This window comes from Chitinophaga sp. OAE865 (genome assembly GCF_040546735.1).
Lineage (GTDB): Bacteria > Bacteroidota > Bacteroidia > Chitinophagales > Chitinophagaceae > Chitinophaga > Chitinophaga polysaccharea_A.
The window spans coordinates 7,661,244-7,678,518 of sequence record NZ_JBEPOF010000001.1 but is presented as its reverse complement, the minus strand read 5'-3'; the positions used below and the strand labels follow the sequence as shown (position 1 = coordinate 7,678,518).

Annotated in this window: 13 protein-coding genes; 4 read left to right on the top strand and 9 right to left on the bottom strand. The window is 48.6% G+C overall.

Going from position 1 to position 17,275, the window contains the following annotated elements:
* Window positions 1-79 precede the first annotated feature (79 nt).
* The 6 genes from ABIE50_RS30565 to ABIE50_RS30540 all read right to left on the bottom strand — a co-directional run bounded on the left by ABIE50_RS30565 (window position 80) and on the right by ABIE50_RS30540 (window position 11,196).
* Window positions 80-1,252, bottom strand: a complete 1,173-nt coding sequence (locus tag ABIE50_RS30565) for a FecR family protein (protein ID WP_209862785.1) — start codon at window positions 1,250-1,252, stop codon at window positions 80-82.
* 91 nt (window positions 1,253-1,343) lie between these two features.
* On the bottom strand, window positions 1,344-1,964 hold the full coding sequence (locus tag ABIE50_RS30560; protein ID WP_209862782.1) for an RNA polymerase sigma factor: 621 nt from the start codon (window positions 1,962-1,964) through the stop codon (window positions 1,344-1,346).
* Window positions 1,965-2,087: 123 nt separating this feature from the next.
* A complete protein-coding gene (locus tag ABIE50_RS30555) occupies window positions 2,088-4,550 on the bottom strand; it encodes an outer membrane protein assembly factor BamB family protein (protein ID WP_209862778.1) in 2,463 nt (820 codons plus the stop codon).
* A gap of 116 nt (window positions 4,551-4,666) precedes the next feature.
* A complete protein-coding gene (locus ABIE50_RS30550; protein ID WP_209862775.1) occupies window positions 4,667-6,460 on the bottom strand; it encodes a RagB/SusD family nutrient uptake outer membrane protein in 1,794 nt (597 codons plus the stop codon).
* 19 nt (window positions 6,461-6,479) lie between these two features.
* Entirely contained in the window at window positions 6,480-9,938 is a 3,459-nt protein-coding gene (locus ABIE50_RS30545; RefSeq protein ID WP_209862772.1) for a SusC/RagA family TonB-linked outer membrane protein, read from the bottom strand.
* Window positions 9,939-10,116: 178 nt separating this feature from the next.
* Window positions 10,117-11,196, bottom strand: a complete 1,080-nt coding sequence (locus ABIE50_RS30540) for a FecR family protein (RefSeq protein WP_209862769.1) — start codon at window positions 11,194-11,196, stop codon at window positions 10,117-10,119.
* Between the two features lie 217 nt (window positions 11,197-11,413).
* On the opposite strand from ABIE50_RS30540, the gene ABIE50_RS30535 reads away from it, so the two are divergent.
* The gene (locus ABIE50_RS30535) at window positions 11,414-11,974 is read left to right on the top strand and encodes an RNA polymerase sigma-70 factor (RefSeq protein ID WP_209862767.1); all 561 of its coding nucleotides are present in this window, start codon (window positions 11,414-11,416) and stop codon (window positions 11,972-11,974) included.
* On the opposite strand, the gene ABIE50_RS30530 is transcribed toward ABIE50_RS30535, so the two are convergent.
* Complete coding sequence (locus ABIE50_RS30530; protein ID WP_209862764.1) at window positions 11,975-13,039, bottom strand: SDR family oxidoreductase; 1,065 nt, start codon at window positions 13,037-13,039, stop codon at window positions 11,975-11,977.
* Window positions 13,040-13,130: 91 nt separating this feature from the next.
* Here ABIE50_RS30530 and ABIE50_RS30525 point away from each other — a divergent pair, with 91 nt between their 5' ends.
* On the top strand, window positions 13,131-13,958 hold the full coding sequence (locus tag ABIE50_RS30525) for an AraC family transcriptional regulator (protein ID WP_209862762.1): 828 nt from the start codon (window positions 13,131-13,133) through the stop codon (window positions 13,956-13,958).
* Between the two features lie 57 nt (window positions 13,959-14,015).
* Here the strand turns inward: ABIE50_RS30525 and ABIE50_RS30520 are convergent, their stop codons facing one another.
* A complete protein-coding gene (locus ABIE50_RS30520; protein WP_209862761.1) occupies window positions 14,016-15,116 on the bottom strand; it encodes a fatty acid desaturase family protein in 1,101 nt (366 codons plus the stop codon).
* Window positions 15,117-15,301: 185 nt separating this feature from the next.
* On the opposite strand from ABIE50_RS30520, the gene ABIE50_RS30515 reads away from it, so the two are divergent.
* Window positions 15,302-15,532: a TerC family protein gene (locus ABIE50_RS30515; RefSeq protein ID WP_354028250.1), complete on the top strand. Its 231-nt coding sequence runs from the start codon at window positions 15,302-15,304 to the stop codon at window positions 15,530-15,532.
* A complete protein-coding gene (locus ABIE50_RS30510) occupies window positions 15,465-16,091 on the top strand; it encodes a TerC family protein (protein WP_354028249.1) in 627 nt (208 codons plus the stop codon). Before ABIE50_RS30515 ends, ABIE50_RS30510 begins: the two co-directional genes overlap by 68 nt.
* Window positions 16,092-16,137: 46 nt before the next feature.
* On the opposite strand, the gene ABIE50_RS30505 is transcribed toward ABIE50_RS30510, so the two are convergent.
* Window positions 16,138-17,238, bottom strand: coding sequence for a LacI family DNA-binding transcriptional regulator (locus tag ABIE50_RS30505; RefSeq protein ID WP_354028248.1), 1,101 nt, complete (start codon window positions 17,236-17,238; stop codon window positions 16,138-16,140).
* Window positions 17,239-17,275: the final 37 nt, after the last annotated feature.

The following is a 17,275-nucleotide window of genomic DNA, read 5'->3' as shown; positions in this document are numbered from 1 at the left end:
CCTGCAGTGCATGGCAGATCTTACCCCATGCGTGGTGGTGCGCATGGTTACTCTAAAAACGGCAGCCGGTATAAAAAAATCAGTATACTTTAATTTTATTTCCTTCTTCCCTGAACTTCACAGCCCCGGTGGCCGATAATAATGACAGTACCTCGCTGATCTGCGAGGAGCGGGCTATTACGGCGCTGAATTTCAGGTGAAGTACTGCGGGATCTGCCTCAAAATCCACGTTATACCATCTCGACAGGAGGCGTAGAACAACGGCCAGGCGTTCTTCTTCAAAATCAAAATAGCCATTTTTCCATGCAATTACTTTCGATGTTTCTACCTGTTTCACCGGGACAGATGTAATAGCGCTGTTATGGGCTATTACCGCCTGCTGATCGGGCGCCAGTATAATACCGGCATTGCCGTTTTGTACGGCTACTTTTACTTTCCCTGTAATCAGGGTGGTACTGGTAGTTCCTTCGTCCTCGTATGCGTTGATATTAAATTCCGTACCGAGCACGGTAACCCGCTGATGTGCGGATACTACTACAAATGGCATGGCTTCCGCAGTGCCTGTATTAAAAGGGCTTACCTCAAGGTATACTTCTCCCGTAATTTCTATTTTTCTTTCCTTACCTGTAAATGCAGTAGGGTACCGGATGGAGGAGGCGGCGTTGAGCCAGGCTTTGGTACCATCGGGTAATGTTACCTGGAACTGTCCTCCACGGGGGGTGCGTAATACATTATAGCTTACGCCGGGCGGACTACCCTGTACATCGTATACCAGCCGGCTGCCTTGCTGGCGCACAGAAGTGGCGCCTTGCTGTAATTGCTGGTTGCCGGTGCTGTCAAGCGTAATACTGGACCCGTCGGCCAGTATAAGGATGGCTTTATTGGCGCCGGGCTTAGCGGTGCTGATATAGGTAGCCACCTGCCGGGGCGATTGGGCGGGTGGTTGAAGCCAGTAATAAGCGCAGGTGGCGATGAGCAGTAAAAGGGCTGCCGCCGCTGCATAACGCTGCCAGTATCTTATTTGCTTAACCGGGCGCTTATGCGCCTGCACATAAGCAAAGATCTCTTCCCGGAGGGCTGTGTCTTCCGGTATTTCCATCGGGGTTTCCAATGCCTCTTCCACTACTTTTTCCAATACAGGCATATGCTGCCTGCTCCTGATCATGGCAAACAGGAGTTCCTTCTCCTTTGCTGTGATGGAGTTGGTGAGGTATTTATCCATTAATGACTGGAATTCCCCGGAAGGATGCATACACGATTACATTTAAGACATCAGTTAATAGCGTCTTTATTATAAAGACCATAAAAAAGGGCGATAGGTGCAGTGGAGGGAAAAGTTTTTTTTATTTTCCTATTTTTTCCAGCAGCCAGATGATAAGCAGCGCGTTGCCACCCTGTTTCCGGACATATTCCCGGATAGTGTTAAGCGCACGTACCATATGGCTTTTTACGGTGGCCGGCGCAATGTTCAGCTCCCGTGCAATTTGCGGATGTGTTAAGCCCTGTTCGCGGCTTAACCGGAAAATAACCGACTGTTGTGGTGGCAACAGTGCAATGGCGTCCTGTATAAGGGAGGCTGTTTGTTTGTATTCCAGCAGGGAGTCGGGCGTGAGATAATCTTCCGGTACGGTATCTCCCACCTGCGCTACATCCACAAAGGAGGTCTGCTGGTGAAGGATGTTGACAATAGTATTACGGGCAACGATAAACAGCCATGCATCAAAATTGTTTACTTCCGGCAGTTTATGTCTTTTTTCCCATAGTTTGATGAACACCGTTTGTACGGCCTCTTTCGCTTCACCGGGTGTTTTGAGGAAGCTGAGGGCTACCTGGTAGATCTGGTTCCAGTGACTGTTAAACACCTGCCTGTAGGCAAGTTCATCTCCCGCTGCTATTTGTAAAAGAAGCGTCCTCTCGTTATATGTTTGGTTGACTGGCAATTGCTTTCCGTATTCATGTTCCACTTCTCCTGCAAACTATAATAAAAAATCTAAAAAAGGGAAGCAATATTCACAGGATAGGAATTTGTTATATAAAAAAGGATATCCCTGTTAGAAGAGATATCCTTTTTTATGAGAGGAAAGCGTTTACAGTGAGAAAGCATTCACATTACCTGAAAAATCTGCCACGTAAAGCATTCCATTATACACCGCCATGTCGGCAAATACCGGCGCACCCGTATTGAAGCGGCTGATCATTTTCCCGGTGTTGAGATCTATCACATATACATACCCGTCTGACGCACCTGTGATAAGGCGGTTGCCGACCAGTAAAGGAGTGGATTCGATGGTGGCGGATGAAGGCGATGAATAGGGCGCTGAGTAAAACAGGGCTTCGCCGGGAACAAAGCGCCATTGTTCTTTTTTGCTTTTTTTGTTAAAGGCGATCATTCCGCCTGCGGCAGTGCAGGTAATAATATAGTTGTTTGTTACCAGCGGGGCCGTCATGGTTTTAAGGTCTTCTGTAACGGGGATGCTGTCTGTTGTTTTGCCGGTAGCGGGGTCCAGTATATGAAGTTTATTGATACCGTACACATACAGCAGGTTATCAAAGAAAGCGGGGGTACCGCTGCGGAAGCGGATGCCTTCATCGGCGCGTTTCCATTGCAGTTTACCGGTGGCGGCGTTGTGGGCAAACAGGTGATTCCAGTTAGAGGAGGTAATCAGCCGGCCATCGTGAATGGCCATGGCGGCTGGTGTGCCTTCACCGCCGGTCCAGTCGTGGTTGGTCCATTTTACCTGGCCGGTATTAATGTCCAGGGCCTGGAGGTAATTGCCTGCGCCGGTGTAGTACATGTTGTTATAAACAGCGCCGCCTGAATTATAGGCCGGCAGGTTATTGTGATCGCCGGTATGTTTCCATCGCAGCTGCCCGGTGGCGGCATCCAGGGTGTAGGTAACGCCCTCCGCATCGGTGGCCAGCAGCAGGCCATTGTGATAGCTGATGCTGTGTTTGATGGAGTTGCCGGTAGGGAATTGCCATAGTTGTTTGCCGGTTTGCGCATCCAGCGCGGTGATGCTGCTATGATGGTTGCCCTCATCATCGATGGTGCCGGTAAATATTTTACCGGCTGCGCATATGGGAGATGATTTCCAGATATTACCTCCCAGGTTTGCAGTCCAGTGTAAATGCAATGCCCCGGCGGTAGTGATGCCGGTAATGCCGGTACGCTGTATGTTCTGTAAGGCTTCCGGCCAGTCGGAAGATGGCTTGCTGATTTTTACGGGCGTACTTTTTGCCAGTGTAAATGTATCCCTGCGGAAAAGCACCCTGCCGGTGCCTAAAGTGGCTTCTAACGTGGCCGTATACACGCCGTTCATCCATGCGGCGGGGATGGCAGTGGCGGCAAACAAGTTCCAGTCCGTGCGCGGTTGCAGTGGCAGCTGCTTAACAAGGTTTCCCTTTTTATCAAATAAGCTGAACAGCACATTAGTTACTGGCGATGAGGTATTATAGGCATTTACGCTGATCACCATTTTGTCTCCATCGAATGCAACGCCTGTAGCAGCGGGTGATACGGGTACCAGCTGATCATGCACATAGGTGTAACGCCGCTGTACAAACGAAATTCCGTTCTTGTCTATGCCTATTACATCGAAGTTGGAGGCGGAGTTGTCGATACCGCCATCGGGTGGTGGTGCTGCGCAGATGGAGCGGATGCCGCTGCTGCCATGTTCACGGGCAAAGTTGATATGCCAGTGGCCATAGATCCAGGCTTTGAGGTGATGCTCATTCAGGTTGATGCTGTCGGTTTTTGAACGGATAGTAAAGAGGGTGTCGTAGGTGAGCAGGTCATGATTGAATACAATCACGGGCTTGCCGGGAGCAGTGTTGGCAAGATCATTTTTCAGCCATTTCACCACATCGTCTACCGTATAGGAGGGCTGGTAATCGCCGTAACGCATAGGCGTTACAATGAAGTGCGCAGGCCCGGCGTCAAAGGAATAGAATACAGGTCCAAAGAGCGATTCGTACAGTGCTTCACCGTAAGGGCCTTTTACCAGGTCGTGGTTACCTATGCAGTAGTATACCGGTACTCCCATGGTGCGGGTGTTGATGTATTGGGCATGGAAGGCCATTCCTTTTTCGTAACAGATATCACCGGTATGGATCATGAAGTCGGCGTTTTCGTTGCGGGCATACTCCCTGGCATCAGTGATCCAGTTGTTGAACTGGTACGTTTCTGTATCAGCTAGCCGCACGAATTTTGCAACGGCGTTATTGGCCCTGGCAACCGGCTGAACCCCGAAGTTGAAGGCCGGCAGGGAGCTGTCGGCGCGAATATAAAAGGAGCTGGTATACCGGTATCCTGCCGGTGTGGTCATAAATATAAATCTAGTCCTGGTATGACCGGGGAGCTGGTAATTGCCATTGGCATCGGTGATGGTCACATGCAGACCGTCGGATACAGGTACGCCTGCAAGCCCTTTTTCCTGGTTATTCAGCTGCCCGTCGGCATTGGTATCTGTAAATACCCGTCCTCTGAAACCCTGTGCCACACCTGTTTGCAGGCTGCAGGCAACAAAAAGGGTTAAGTATAATTTTTTCATGAATGGATCTGTTTGATAAGCATGATTATGGTATAAATGAGATTACCATGATTCCTGTTTTGCAGGATGCGCTGCAAAACAGGGTCATGGTAATCCTGTTCATCACTATACACGGTTTACCAGCCGAATATCTGGTGCAGTTTATCGTTCAATACTGTTTGTTGTTTGGGAATAGGCCGATAGTAATATTGCGGATCTTTAAAGGTACGGCCTGCGCGGTCGGCAGTAAATTTAATATGGCCGCTGCTGCCGTTTTCGAGGTAGAAATTATTCTCCCCGGTTTTATCGATGAGGTAGAAACGCGCCAACTTTGCTCTTACATCGGCAGGTAACCCGGCAATGGAAGAAGTATCAGTAAGATTGGGAAGTATCGCGATATCGGCAATATTATCTCCCGTCATATCAATACCACCGAGCGCGGGAACATACATGCCCTGTGGGGCGTCCTGTAAACGGGCGCCTGCTCTCCAGCGATTGATATCTTTAAGACGTAACCCTTCGCAGGCCAGTTCCACTCTTCTTTCGCGGCGTATTTCCAGCAGCACGCCTTTATTGGCGCCACTTACCGTGTAGGCTGCATTCAGCACCGGGTCGGGATTTGCGTTGGCGTTAGCCAGGTTAAGATCCGGCATCTGTACCCTGCGGCGGAGCAGGTTAACGGAGACGTCGAGATCGCCCTGTGTAAGGGTGCCGAGTTCGGCTTTGGCTTCCGCGAAGTTCAGCAGCACTTCCGCATAACGGTATACAGGCAGGGCAGTGTAGTTAAGGCCCCATCCCTGGCGTTGTTTCGGATCACGGGGATAAAACTTCAGCTGGTCGTAGGCGCCGAGGTTAGGCTTCGCGATGTAGAGATTATTATCCTGGGTGGTGGAGAAACCGGGATAAGCTACGGTTTCGGCTAAACGTGGATCGCGGTTTTTAAAAGTAGCCGTAAAGCCAATTTTATCATAACCTGGTTGTGAAGTAAACGGTGTACCATCTTTCATCAGGTAGCTGTATACAAGGCTCTGGCTGAGCGACCAGGTCCAGCCGAGCACGGTATGGGAGTTGTTCCCTTTGCCAAGGCTTTGCGGGTAATCTCTCCACTGGATGATTTCCTTATTGCCATTTAATGAAAGGCTGCAAAACAAAGCGCGGTAATCTTCCCCGCCTTTCCCGGTATTGTAAATAACATAGCGTCCGCTGTTTATTACTTCCTGTGCAGCTGATACGGCTTTCTGAAGTAAGGCGTCTGCGGTGCCGGCAAGCTTTATTTCATCATGGTATTTTCTGAATGTTCCTTCGAAGAGGCAGAAGCGGGACATAAGGACAAGGGCGGCGTATTTATTTACGCGGGTGCCATTGTCTTTATCATCTACCTTAATATTATCTACGGCAAACTGCAGGTCGGCAAGCACAGAATCGGCTACTGCAGCACGGGGGTCGCGGCTTTTGTAAAGATCAGGATCTACGTCCGTCAGCGCATGGCCATACCAGGGTACATCGGAGTAAGCAGCTATCTTTTCAAAATAAAATCTTGCACGGAAATAACGGGCAATGCCGATGTAGTGATTAATATCGGCAGCGTCGCCTTTTGCTTTACCGGCGTTATCGAGCAGGAAGTTAATATTGCGCAGCACACTCCAGTCGTCCCATCCTCCAACGGTAGTAGGGTCCAGGGTATTGTGCACCAGTTTATCCATTTCGCTGCCGGTGTTGCCTGAAACGTTGTCGGAATTGTTATCATCGTAGGGGGCAGACAGGTTATCATCGTACAGGCCGTTGATGTAAGTGTTCAGATCCTGTGGTGAATTGAAGTAAGCGTCGGGGGATATTTCCGTTTGCGGGTCGCGTTGCAGAAAGTCCTTGTTACAGGATGCTGCTGCACAGCCCAGTATGATGAGTGATAAATAAAGCCTTTTCTTTTTCATGTTCCGTAGTTTGAATAAATTAAAAGTTCAGGTTTAAGCCGAACGAGTATGTTTTCTGGTAAGGATATACAGAACCGTCCAGTCCTTCCGGATCGATATTCGCTTTCAGGTGGGAGATGGTAAAAATGTTCTCTGCGCTGAAGTAAACGCGGAAGCGGTTTATCTTATACTTCTCTGTAACAGATCTGGGAATGGTATACCCGATGGAAACGTTTTTCAGGCGGGTATACGCTGCATTCTGCAGGTATCTTGTTTGTGGCGCGCCCAATTCGCTGGCATCTTCCGCGATGTATGATTTCAGGCGGGGGAAATAGCCGTTGGGTGTTTCCGGCGTCCACCGGTCGAGGTTATGTACCTGTACATTTGTCCACGGTTGCGCATATACGCCCCAGAAGTAGTGATTGCCGGGATTAGGGTACCAGTCTCTTTTCCCTATGCCCTGGATCAGTGCGCGAAAATCAAATCCTTTGTAGGAGGCGGTGAGGTCGATGCTGTAAGGGAAGCGCGGCATATTATTACCGATGATCTTCCTGTCGCCGGGATTGCTGATGGTATTATCTCCATAATCCACGGAACCATCACCGTTAAGATCCCTGAATTTCAGATCACCCACGTAGAACTGGTACTGCTGGTCGTCGGAGCCTACTTTAGACTGATTGGCATGTGACTTCAGTTCATCTTCATTCTGGAAAAATCCTTCTGTAACAAGGCCCCAGATGTCTCCTATTTCCTGCCCGTTGTAATAGTTGCGGTTTTCCAGTGAACCTGCGTCGTAGTTGGCGAGGGTACCGGTAGGATTGGTGTAATGGGTAATAAAGGAGCGGCTGTCGGCCACCAGTAATTTCACGCCGTATCCGAAATCGTTGTTGCCGATCTTAAACTGATCGCGCCAGTAGAGGGTCATTTCCCACCCGCGTGTTTTCAGGTCGGCAGAATTGGTCCTGGGTGAAGGAGCGCCATATACGTTGGGCAGTTCCCGGCTTTTGGCGAACATGCCATTGGTGTACCGGGTGTAGCGGTCGTAGCTGAAGAACAGTCTTTCTTTCAGCATGCTGAAATCGATACCGCCGTTCACGGTTTTCACCGACTGCCAGGTGTAGGTAGCGGTAACCGGTGTAGGTGCAAATACGCCGATAGGCAGCTGCCCGTTCAGCACGGAGCTGATGTTACCGGCAGTCATGAGGGGCATGTAGCCATATGCTTTCCATTGCTGATCGCCCAGGGAGCCGTAGGAGCCGCGGAGTTTCAACAGGTCGATGCCTTTAATGGCACTGAAGAATTTTTCTTTGGAGATCACCCAGGCTGCAGAGGCAGAGGGGAAGAAGCCCCAGCGGTTATCTGCACGGAAGCGCGATGAGCCGTCGTTACGGCCGTTTACTTCCACGATGTATTTATCGTCGAAGGTATAGTTCAGGCGATAGAAGATACCTCTTACAGCCCAGTCCTCAATGGTTTGCTTTTCCGTGATATTCCCGGTAGCCAGCTGCGGAGTGGGGTATTGTGTGCTGATGAGCCCCTGCCTGCTTACATTGAACATATTGGTGTAATGATATTCCTGGTTAAAGCCGGCGAGTGCACCTATTGCATGTTTTTTATTGAATGTTTTGTGGAAGTCGGTATAAACGTTATACACATTGTACTTCACTTCATAGGTATTGTTGGTGGCAGACGACTGGTTGCCGTTGGTATACTGGGTAGGCTGATCAGGCCCGGTGCTGTAGGGAACGGGTACCGTATAGGCGTTACCTACGTCATTTCCGCGGCGGAAGGTAGCATCGCCTTTTATAGTCCATACGTCTTTAACAAGGTTTACTTCTGCGTTGAGAGTGGTCATGAATTCGCTCCAGGTATCTGCTGAGCGGCCACCGCTTTGCAGGTTACCGAGCAATGCTGCACCGTCTGAAGTCCAGGTGCCGTCCGGGTTACGGGGTACTGACAAGGAAGGCGTGCGGTTGGCGTTATGGAAAAATAAATAATCAGTTGTACTGGCCGGCTGTGAATAGGTGGTATTGGTGTACATGGTATTACTGCCAATTTTCACACGGTCGTTGATAGTATACGTGGCCTTTGCGCGCATGTTATAGCGGGTGTACTGGTCCGGGTTATAGCGGAGCATACCATCCTGTTTGTAATAATCCCCGGAGAAGTAGTAGTTCAGTTTTTCATCGCCGCGCGAGATGCTGAAATTGGCATTATAGGCGGGCGCTGTTTTCTGGTATACTTCATGGAGCCAGTCGGTAGACCCGTAGTAGGCATATTTTGTTTTATCGGTGGGGCTTACGATCACTCTTGGTAAAGAGGGGTCCTGGGCCAGTTTTTCCGCGTAGGCCCTGTCGGCGGCGGGGTACAGATCATACAGCGGGGTGGCGGCATCATGCTTGTATTGCATGGTGGTGAGCGGGTCTGTAATGATTTTTGGTACCAGGCCTAATGTGCGCACGGCGTAATTGGCGTTGGCATTCATCTGCAGGCGGCTGTCTTTACCTGATTTGGTAGTGATGAGCACTACGCCGAAGGCGGCGCGCGCACCGTAAATAGCGGCGGCAGCGGCGTCTTTCAGGGTGGTTACGCTTTCTACATCGGCGGGGTTGAGGCGGGATACTTCCTCATTGGTAAAAGGGATGTTATCGACCAGGATGAAGGGGTCGCCTCCGTTGATGGAGGTCATACCACGCAGGTTGAATTTGGGCGCGGAAGATACGCGGCCGTTGTTGTTGGTGATGTTCAGGTTAGGTAATAATCCCTGCAGGCCGTTGCCGACGTTGGCAATGGGCCGGCTTTCCAGTTCCTTGCCCGAGATGGCATCTACAGCGCCGCTCAGGTTAGCCCTTTTCTGTTTGCCATAACCCACTACCACCACTTCATTGAGGCCACTGGAATTGGCTTTCAGGGCGATATTAAAAACAGCGCCCTCGCGTGCCTTCATCTGCTGGGCTTCATAGCCTACATAGGAAAATTCGATGGTGGCAGTTTCGGGTACGGTCAGGCTGAAGCGGCCGTCGTTGTCCGTTTTGGCGCCCTGAGTGGTACCTTTCACCAGTACGGTAACGCCTATCAGCGGGTTACCTGCTTCATCGGTTACCCGTCCTTTTATGTGAACATCCTGTACCGTTTCGCCTGCCTCCAGGATCACTACCAGGTTATCCTTCATGATCTTATACCCCAGCGAGGTGCCGGCCAGCGCTTTGTCAAGCACCTCTGCTACAGGGGCATCTTTCATAGAAATGGAGATCTTCTTGTCGGGGATGCTGGCATTTTTGTACAGGAAAGTGTAATCACTCTTCTGTCCTATGACATTCAGCAGCTTACCAATGTTAATATTGTGATAATTAACACTGATCCGTTCCTGAGAAAACCCATGCGCACTTAGTTGCAGGAACCCGGCGCAAAGCAATACGGAGGTTAGTTTCATACGCAATAATAGTTTCCTCATATTCCGCTGGGGAATATTGGAAGGCCACCAATAGCTTTTTTTCATAAATTTGTTTCGTTAGGTTAAATAATCAGCCGTTACCAGATCGTAAGGAAATCGGTTTACATTGTTTAGCCGGCATTTCAGAAAGGGGAATGTTGCTGCATTTCCCTTTTTTTATTTGCCGTCTTCCATAAAAAATTAGTGGATTAGCAAGCCACAGATGACATTTGGATGTTATGTTCTACCATATGTAAATGACATTTTCTTTCGTGTTCACTTCATAATGAAAGCCCGACATCAGTTGTAATGCCTGCAATACATCTTCAATACTTTGTTTCCGGAATGCGCCTGTGAATACTTCCTGTTTGTATTTATCATTTTTAAAACGCAGGGTTACGTTGAACCAGCGTTCCAGGTCGTGCGACAATTCTTCAAATGTTACATTGTCAAAGTCGAAGCGGTCGTTTACCCAGGCGGTGGCCGGTTTTTCCGTTGTTGTGTCGTTACCGGTAACGGTCATTGTTCTTACCGGCGTGATGCTGAAGTTGGTTTTTCTGTTTACAGGTATTTGTATATTTTCTTTTGTGCCGATGATTAATTTTTGTTCAGGTTGCAGCTGTACGGTTTTCCTTCCCCCGGTATTATTGTTATCCGGGAAATCCACTTCCACTTTCCCGCTGAGCAATGTTGTTTCCACGGTAGCATCCTCTGTATAGGCTTTTACGTTAAATACAGTGCCTAATACGCGGATATTTACCTTGCCGGACCGGATGATGAACGGGTGCGCAGGGTCATGTTTTACATCGAAATAGGCTTCGCCGGTAAGGCCTACCTCGCGTTCTCCATTCAGAAAGCGGGTGGCGTCGTATTGCAGGCGGCTGCATGCGTTCAGTATTACGCTGGTGCCATCCGGCAGTACCACGCTTGTTTTGGAGCCGGTTTTGGTAACTACTTCATTGCGGAAAGACTGCCTGCGCGGCATGGCCGGCCACAGGGTGTAGGCAGTGATGAGGATGGCAACGCCGGCAGCAATGCCGCTGATCATCCGCCAGGGAATCAGCCGTTTGGCAGAAGGGAGGTCTTGTTCCTGCTGCAGGAACAGGTTCATATGATCCATCCCTTCACTGGCCAGCCGTTCTTCTTCAGCAGGAGAAAACCCGCCGGCACTGTTCACGGAACTGATATCACCAACAATGGTAAAAGCATATTGCAGTTCCGGAAACTGCATCAACAGCATTTCCAGCTCTTTCAATTCCTCAGTGGTGGCCTCCCCGGATATTTTCCTGGCCATCAATATATTTACCCGGTTGCGTTCAATCATTTATTTTTTGTCCGTGTTATACCAGAAGGACGAAAAGAAAATGGAAAACCCCCAAAAGCCAGGGAAAAAAAATCTTCTATGGAAACCAGCGCAGTACTGCCACCTGGCGCCGGAAAAATACCGGCGCCAAAAATAAATGGCAGGATAATTTATTTTGTTAACTTTAGCGTAATCTGCGTTATATATTATTGCAACCAATATCAGTGGCTTAAAAGGGATGGATCAGTGTACAATCAATGAATTATTCAGGAACATCACGGTGAACAATGACCAGGCGGCCTTTAAAGCTTTCTATCATCATTTCTTCATCAAACTGTTGCGTTTTTCCTTTTCGCTTACCCGTAACAAAGAGGTAGCAGAAGAAATTACGAACGATGTTTTTATGCATTGCTGGCAAAAAAGGCAATCACTGACGGACATAAAAAATCCGCAGGTATACCTGTTTGTGGTAGCAAAGAATAAAGCAATTGATTATATGAGGAAACAGGCCAGTTCCCGGAAGGTAATTTTTGCGGAAGAAGATAAACTGGAAATCGCCTTTGAAAGCGATCCCGAGCAGCTGATGATTTCTGCGGAAATGATCCGGAAGATGGAATATACCATTGAGCAGCTTCCTCCCAAATGCAAAATGGTATATATCCTTGTGAAGCAATACGACCTTCGTTATAAAGAGGTAGCCACCATCCTGAACCTCTCGGTTAAAACGGTGGAAAACCAGTTGGCTATTGCCATGAAGCGCCTTACGGCTGCCGTGAACTTTACGTTGGAGAAAGCATGATCAGGGTATTACTTTCATCTTCTTAAAATTTTCAAAGATTTCCAGGAACATTTTTTCTGTATCCACAAATTCCCCGAAGCCGGCACGGCGGGCTTTACTGCCATCGGCAAAGAAATCATAGTCCCACGAAAAAACAAAGTCGCCGAACTTCCACGACGATACCTCCGCATAGCTGTATTGCAGCCCGTATTTTTCCATCATACTGTTCCACAGCGGTTCTTTATCTGCCATTACAATGTCCAGCTGCACGGGCAGGGGCGCAGCTGTTTCCATGCCGAAGTAGCTGGCTATACGTGGCAAGAGATCCGACCAGCGGAAGAGGTCGCCGTTGTTGATATTAAAGGCCTCATTGGCGCCGGCAGGGCTTTCCGCCGCCCATACCGTTGCTTTGGCCAGCAGTCCGGCATCCGTCATTTCCATGAGCTTATCGTAAGCGCCGGGTTTCCCGGGAAAGCGGAGCGGCAGGCCCAGCTCTTTTGAAACAGCGGCATACACGGCAATTACCATGGCAAGGTTCATAGGGTTGCCCAATGCAAAGCCGCCTACTACCGATGGCCGGATGGCAGACCAGGACCAGGGCTTGCCCTGTTGAAACGTTTCCAGGAAACGCTGTTGTTCCATATTGAACTCCGGGGGCATAAAACGGCCGGCATCCGTTTCGCGTGCAGGTGTTTTAAAAGGGCCGAGATGGGCGCCGTATACCTTGTAGCCTTGCATAAGACTGATGTGCTGCAGGCCGGCAGCAACGGGAGCCACTACTTCCACCACATTGCGGAGCATAGTCATATTAGGGGCCACCAGCTCTGCCCAGCTGCCGCGGTCCTGGTAGGCGGCATAAAATATATGCGTTACCGTAGTAAGCCCGCCAAGCTGCTGTTCACTGTTTTTCCGGTTCAGCAGGTCTACTGCAATGTGTTTTACCTTTGCGCTGTTTGTACCGCCTCTCCTGGATAGCCCGATGATCTCCCAGTTGTTCTGCGTAAGAAGGTGGTCAATGAGGTTACGTCCTATTACGCCCTGTGCGCCTGCTACCAGGGCTACTTTCTTATTATTATGCTGTTCCATCACTGTGTTGTATTTTTAACAGTACAAAGATCAGCCTCCGTTGTCTGACATTATTTGTATATCTGCGGGGTTCATTGGTATATTTTAAAGAATGAAGAGATACATACAACACGAATACCTGAAAGTGTCGCACTTCACTGCCGGTGAGTGGGAGCACCCGGTGCATAACCATAATCATTTTGAGCTGATCTTTATCCACAAAGGCAGTGGCATGCATTGTATTTCGGGGATGAATATTCCGTATACCGGTCCCTGTTTATTTTTGCTGGCGCCCTGCGATGCGCATCATTTTGAAATCACGGCGCCTACTACATTTACCTTTATCAAATTCATCAATGTATACCTGCATGGCAGTGGTAATATGCGGTTGCAGCAAAGCTGGAACCAGGAGCTGGATCAGTTGCTGCTGCAGGCCAGGCAGAAAAGGATGATCACGGAAAATATTCACCGTATGGAGCCGCTGATCCGGCTGGTGGCGGCGGAGTGGAAGGAAAGCAGCGACACTGTTTTCTTTTTGCTGCAGGCGTTGTTTACCATGATCAGGCAGGTAACTGAGCATGAGCTGCCGGGGGCCGGCCCTAAGAACAACGTAAGGGTAACGCATATCCTGAACTATATCCATGAGCATATTCACCAGGCCGGCGATATACAGGTAGAACAGCTGGCGGAGCTTTTCGGGTTTTCCAAACATTACCTGGGCGCGTTTTTTAAAGAGCAAACAGGTAGCACGTTGCGGGATTATGTGAACCATTACAAATTGCAGCTGTTGGAAAACAGGTTGCAATACAGTGTTTTTTCTTTAAAGGAAATCAGCCATGAGCTGGGATTTAATGACCAGAGTCATTTGAATAAATTTTTCAGGAGATACCACGATATGAGCCCTTCCGCATACCGCGAACAGGTGCAGGGTGTTATATAACGGTTACCGGCAATGTTAAACAAAGAGGGGTGTTCCGTTCAGGAACACCCCTCTTTGTTAATGACGGCCCAGCTTTTTGAGCATGCGGGCATGTTCCCACAGGGCGTGTATAAAAGTGGGTTGTACCTGGTAGGGCACGTTGAACGCGGTAGCCTGTTGCTGCACAATAGGCGCCAGTTTCCGATAGTGTACATGACAGATGCCGGAAAACAGGTGATGCTCGATCTGGTAGTTTAACCCACCGATGAACCACGACAATACACGGCTGCGTGGCGCATAATTGGTTGTATTTTCCATTTCATGTATGGCCCAGCTGTCTTTCATTTTCTGATCCGCATCGGGAATCGCGTATGCGGAAGAGCTCATTACATGCGCTGGCTGGAAAATGCAGGCCAGTAGCAAACCGGCGGTAAAGTGCATGAGGAAGAATCCCGCAAGCACCCAGTACCAGGGCATTCCGGAGAATATTAAAGGTAACACAAGGATGTACCCGTAATAGAACACCTTGAACAGGGAGATCCGGAACATCGCCTGTTTTAACGTTACTTTTTGTTTGGAGAGCAGGCCACGGCTTTTATAGCGCAATACCTGCAGGTAATCTTTTGCGGTCATCCAGAAGAGCGTCATCAGCATGTAAAAACCCCATGCATACATATGCTGGTAGCGGTGATACCAATGCCGCGGCTGGTTGGGTGAAAAGCGAAGGAATTTTATTGAGTCAATATCTTCATCCAAACCTGATACATTGGTATAGGTATGATGAAGCACATTATGCTGTATTTTCCAGGTGGGTGCATATCCCCCGATGATCTCCAGGATATGGCCCATGATGTTGTTAATGCTCTTTTTGGGAGAGAAGGAACCATGATTGGCGTCGTGCATGATAGACGCGCCAATGCCGGTAACTCCCAGGCCCGATAGCAGCCACAGGCCAAGGTAAAGCCAGATATTTCCGGCGCCCAGGCCTGTTACCATTAAAACATAGGGTACAAAATATAAAGCAAGCATCACGATTGTTTTGATCCACATTTCCCTGTTGGCATACACAGAGATGTTGTTAGCGGAAAAGTAATCCTGTACTGCGGCTTTGGCAGACTCAATAAAGCTGTTGTTACCGCGCGAAGCAAAGCGCACTATATGCCATTCATCTTTTTTCATATTATTATTTTAATCAGAAAACGGTGTTTGATACAGAAAAGAAGCAGGTGGGGGAGAGATGCTAATCATTGTATTGAATGTAATTTACGATAAATGTTTTTAGCAGGTGTTTAGCAGATTTCATCACTATCAAAAAAGGAGGTATATTCGGGTTTGCACATATATAACCTATAGAACTGTCAATTATGGAACATCTGCTTACCGTTGACTCGCTCATAAGCCTGTTAACGCTAACTACCCTGGAAATTGTGCTGGGGATCGACAACATTGTGTTTATTTCTATCCTGGCAGGAAAACTGCCGGAAAATAAGCAAAAAAAAAGCCCGCCGTCTTGGGCTCGGGCTGGCGATGTTTGTACGTATTTTATTGCTGCTGTCTATCAGCTGGATCATGTCGCTGACAAAACCGCTTTTTAATATAGGGGAATGGGTAGGTGTTCAAAATGCGGCATGGCTGGAAAAACTGGCTATTTCAGGCCGGGACCTGATCCTGTTGGTAGGAGGGTTGTTCCTCATCTATAAAAGTACCGCAGAGATCCATGAAAAGCTGGAGGGAGGTGAACATGCCGCAGCAAACGCCAAACCTATGAAGTTCAGCCAGGTAATTGTACAGATCCTCCTGCTGGATATTGTATTTTCACTGGACTCCGTGATCACGGCCGTAGGAATGGCAGATCATGTGGAGATCATGATCATCGCTGTTGTACTGGCAGTGGGAGTAATGCTGCTGGCCTCTGAATCTATCAGCCGTTTTGTAAATAACCATCCCACCGTGAAGATGCTGGCGCTGTCGTTCCTGCTGCTGATAGGCGTTTCACTGATAGCCGAAAGTTTCGATCAGCATATCCCGAAAGGCTATATTTATTTCGCGATGGCTTTTTCAGTATTCATCGAGGTGCTGAACCTGAAGGTAAAATCCCGCTCGGAGAAACCCGTGAAACTGCGTAATGAAGCAGAAATGCCCGAAAAGAAATAATAAGCTGATCATCTTCAAAAAAATAACGGGAAGGGGTATACGCTTATTAACGTATACTGCTTTCCCGGACAATCAATTTCCCGGGCAGGATAATTTCTTCCGGTATAAAATTTTTCTTCTTAATATGATTCAGCAGCAGCTGGCAGCTTTTCTTTCCTATCTCAAAGGCTGGTTCTGCAATAGTAGATAAGGAGGGGGAGATGATCGCAGACATAGGATCATTCGTAAAACCGATCACGCCCACATCTTTCCCTACTGCAATGTTTTTTTTCTTCAGCGTAACAATGGCGCCTACCGCTTTACGGTCGTTTACTGCAAATACTGCGTCCGGTTTATCGTTCAGCTTCCATAATTTTTCCATGTCATTTTCGCCGCATTCCTGAGTAAACCCTGAATGGATGATCCATTTTTTGCGGATGGGCATTCCGTTCCTGCGCAACGCATCAAGATAGCCATTGAGACGGCTGTCGGTGAACGTAAGTCCCTCCGGGCCGGCAATATGCGCGATTTTTTTATACCCATTGGCAATGAGATGCGTGGTGGCTTCAAAGGCGCCGTTATAATCGTCCTGCATCACCTTGGAGGTGCGGATATCCGCTGCCACACGGTCGAAGAATACAACAGGAATACCATCATCAATGATCTCCTGGAAGTGATCGCAGGAGCCTGCCTGCGAGGAAACGGATACCAGCAGGCCATCCAGGCTGCTGAAGGAAAGATTGCGGATAATATTTAATTCCCGGCCGGCATCATCATTTGTCACATATAAAATGATATTATAATTATGGCTGTAGGCTATTTCCTGGATACCGGTAAACACGGTGGAGAAATAGTAATTGGTGATTCCCGGCAGTATCACCGCCAGGTTGTGCGTACTGTTCTTTACCAGGCCGGTGGCGTTGAAGTTGGGTTTGTAGTTCAGCTTCGCAGCCATATCCAGCACCAGTTTACGGGTGTCTGCACTTACGTCATACGTATCCCGTAACGCCCTTGAAACGGTAGATACAGAGATATTTAATGCATGAGCGATGTCTTTTATGGTAGCATAGTGTCGGCGCATTCTTCTTACAGGTCTGTGGTTGGAATACTTAAATATAATAAATCCACCGGTAACGTTCTCGGTGAATTTTCTGCAGAAAGGAATCATCAGATGTATTTTGGGTGTACAATTACCAACCGGGATC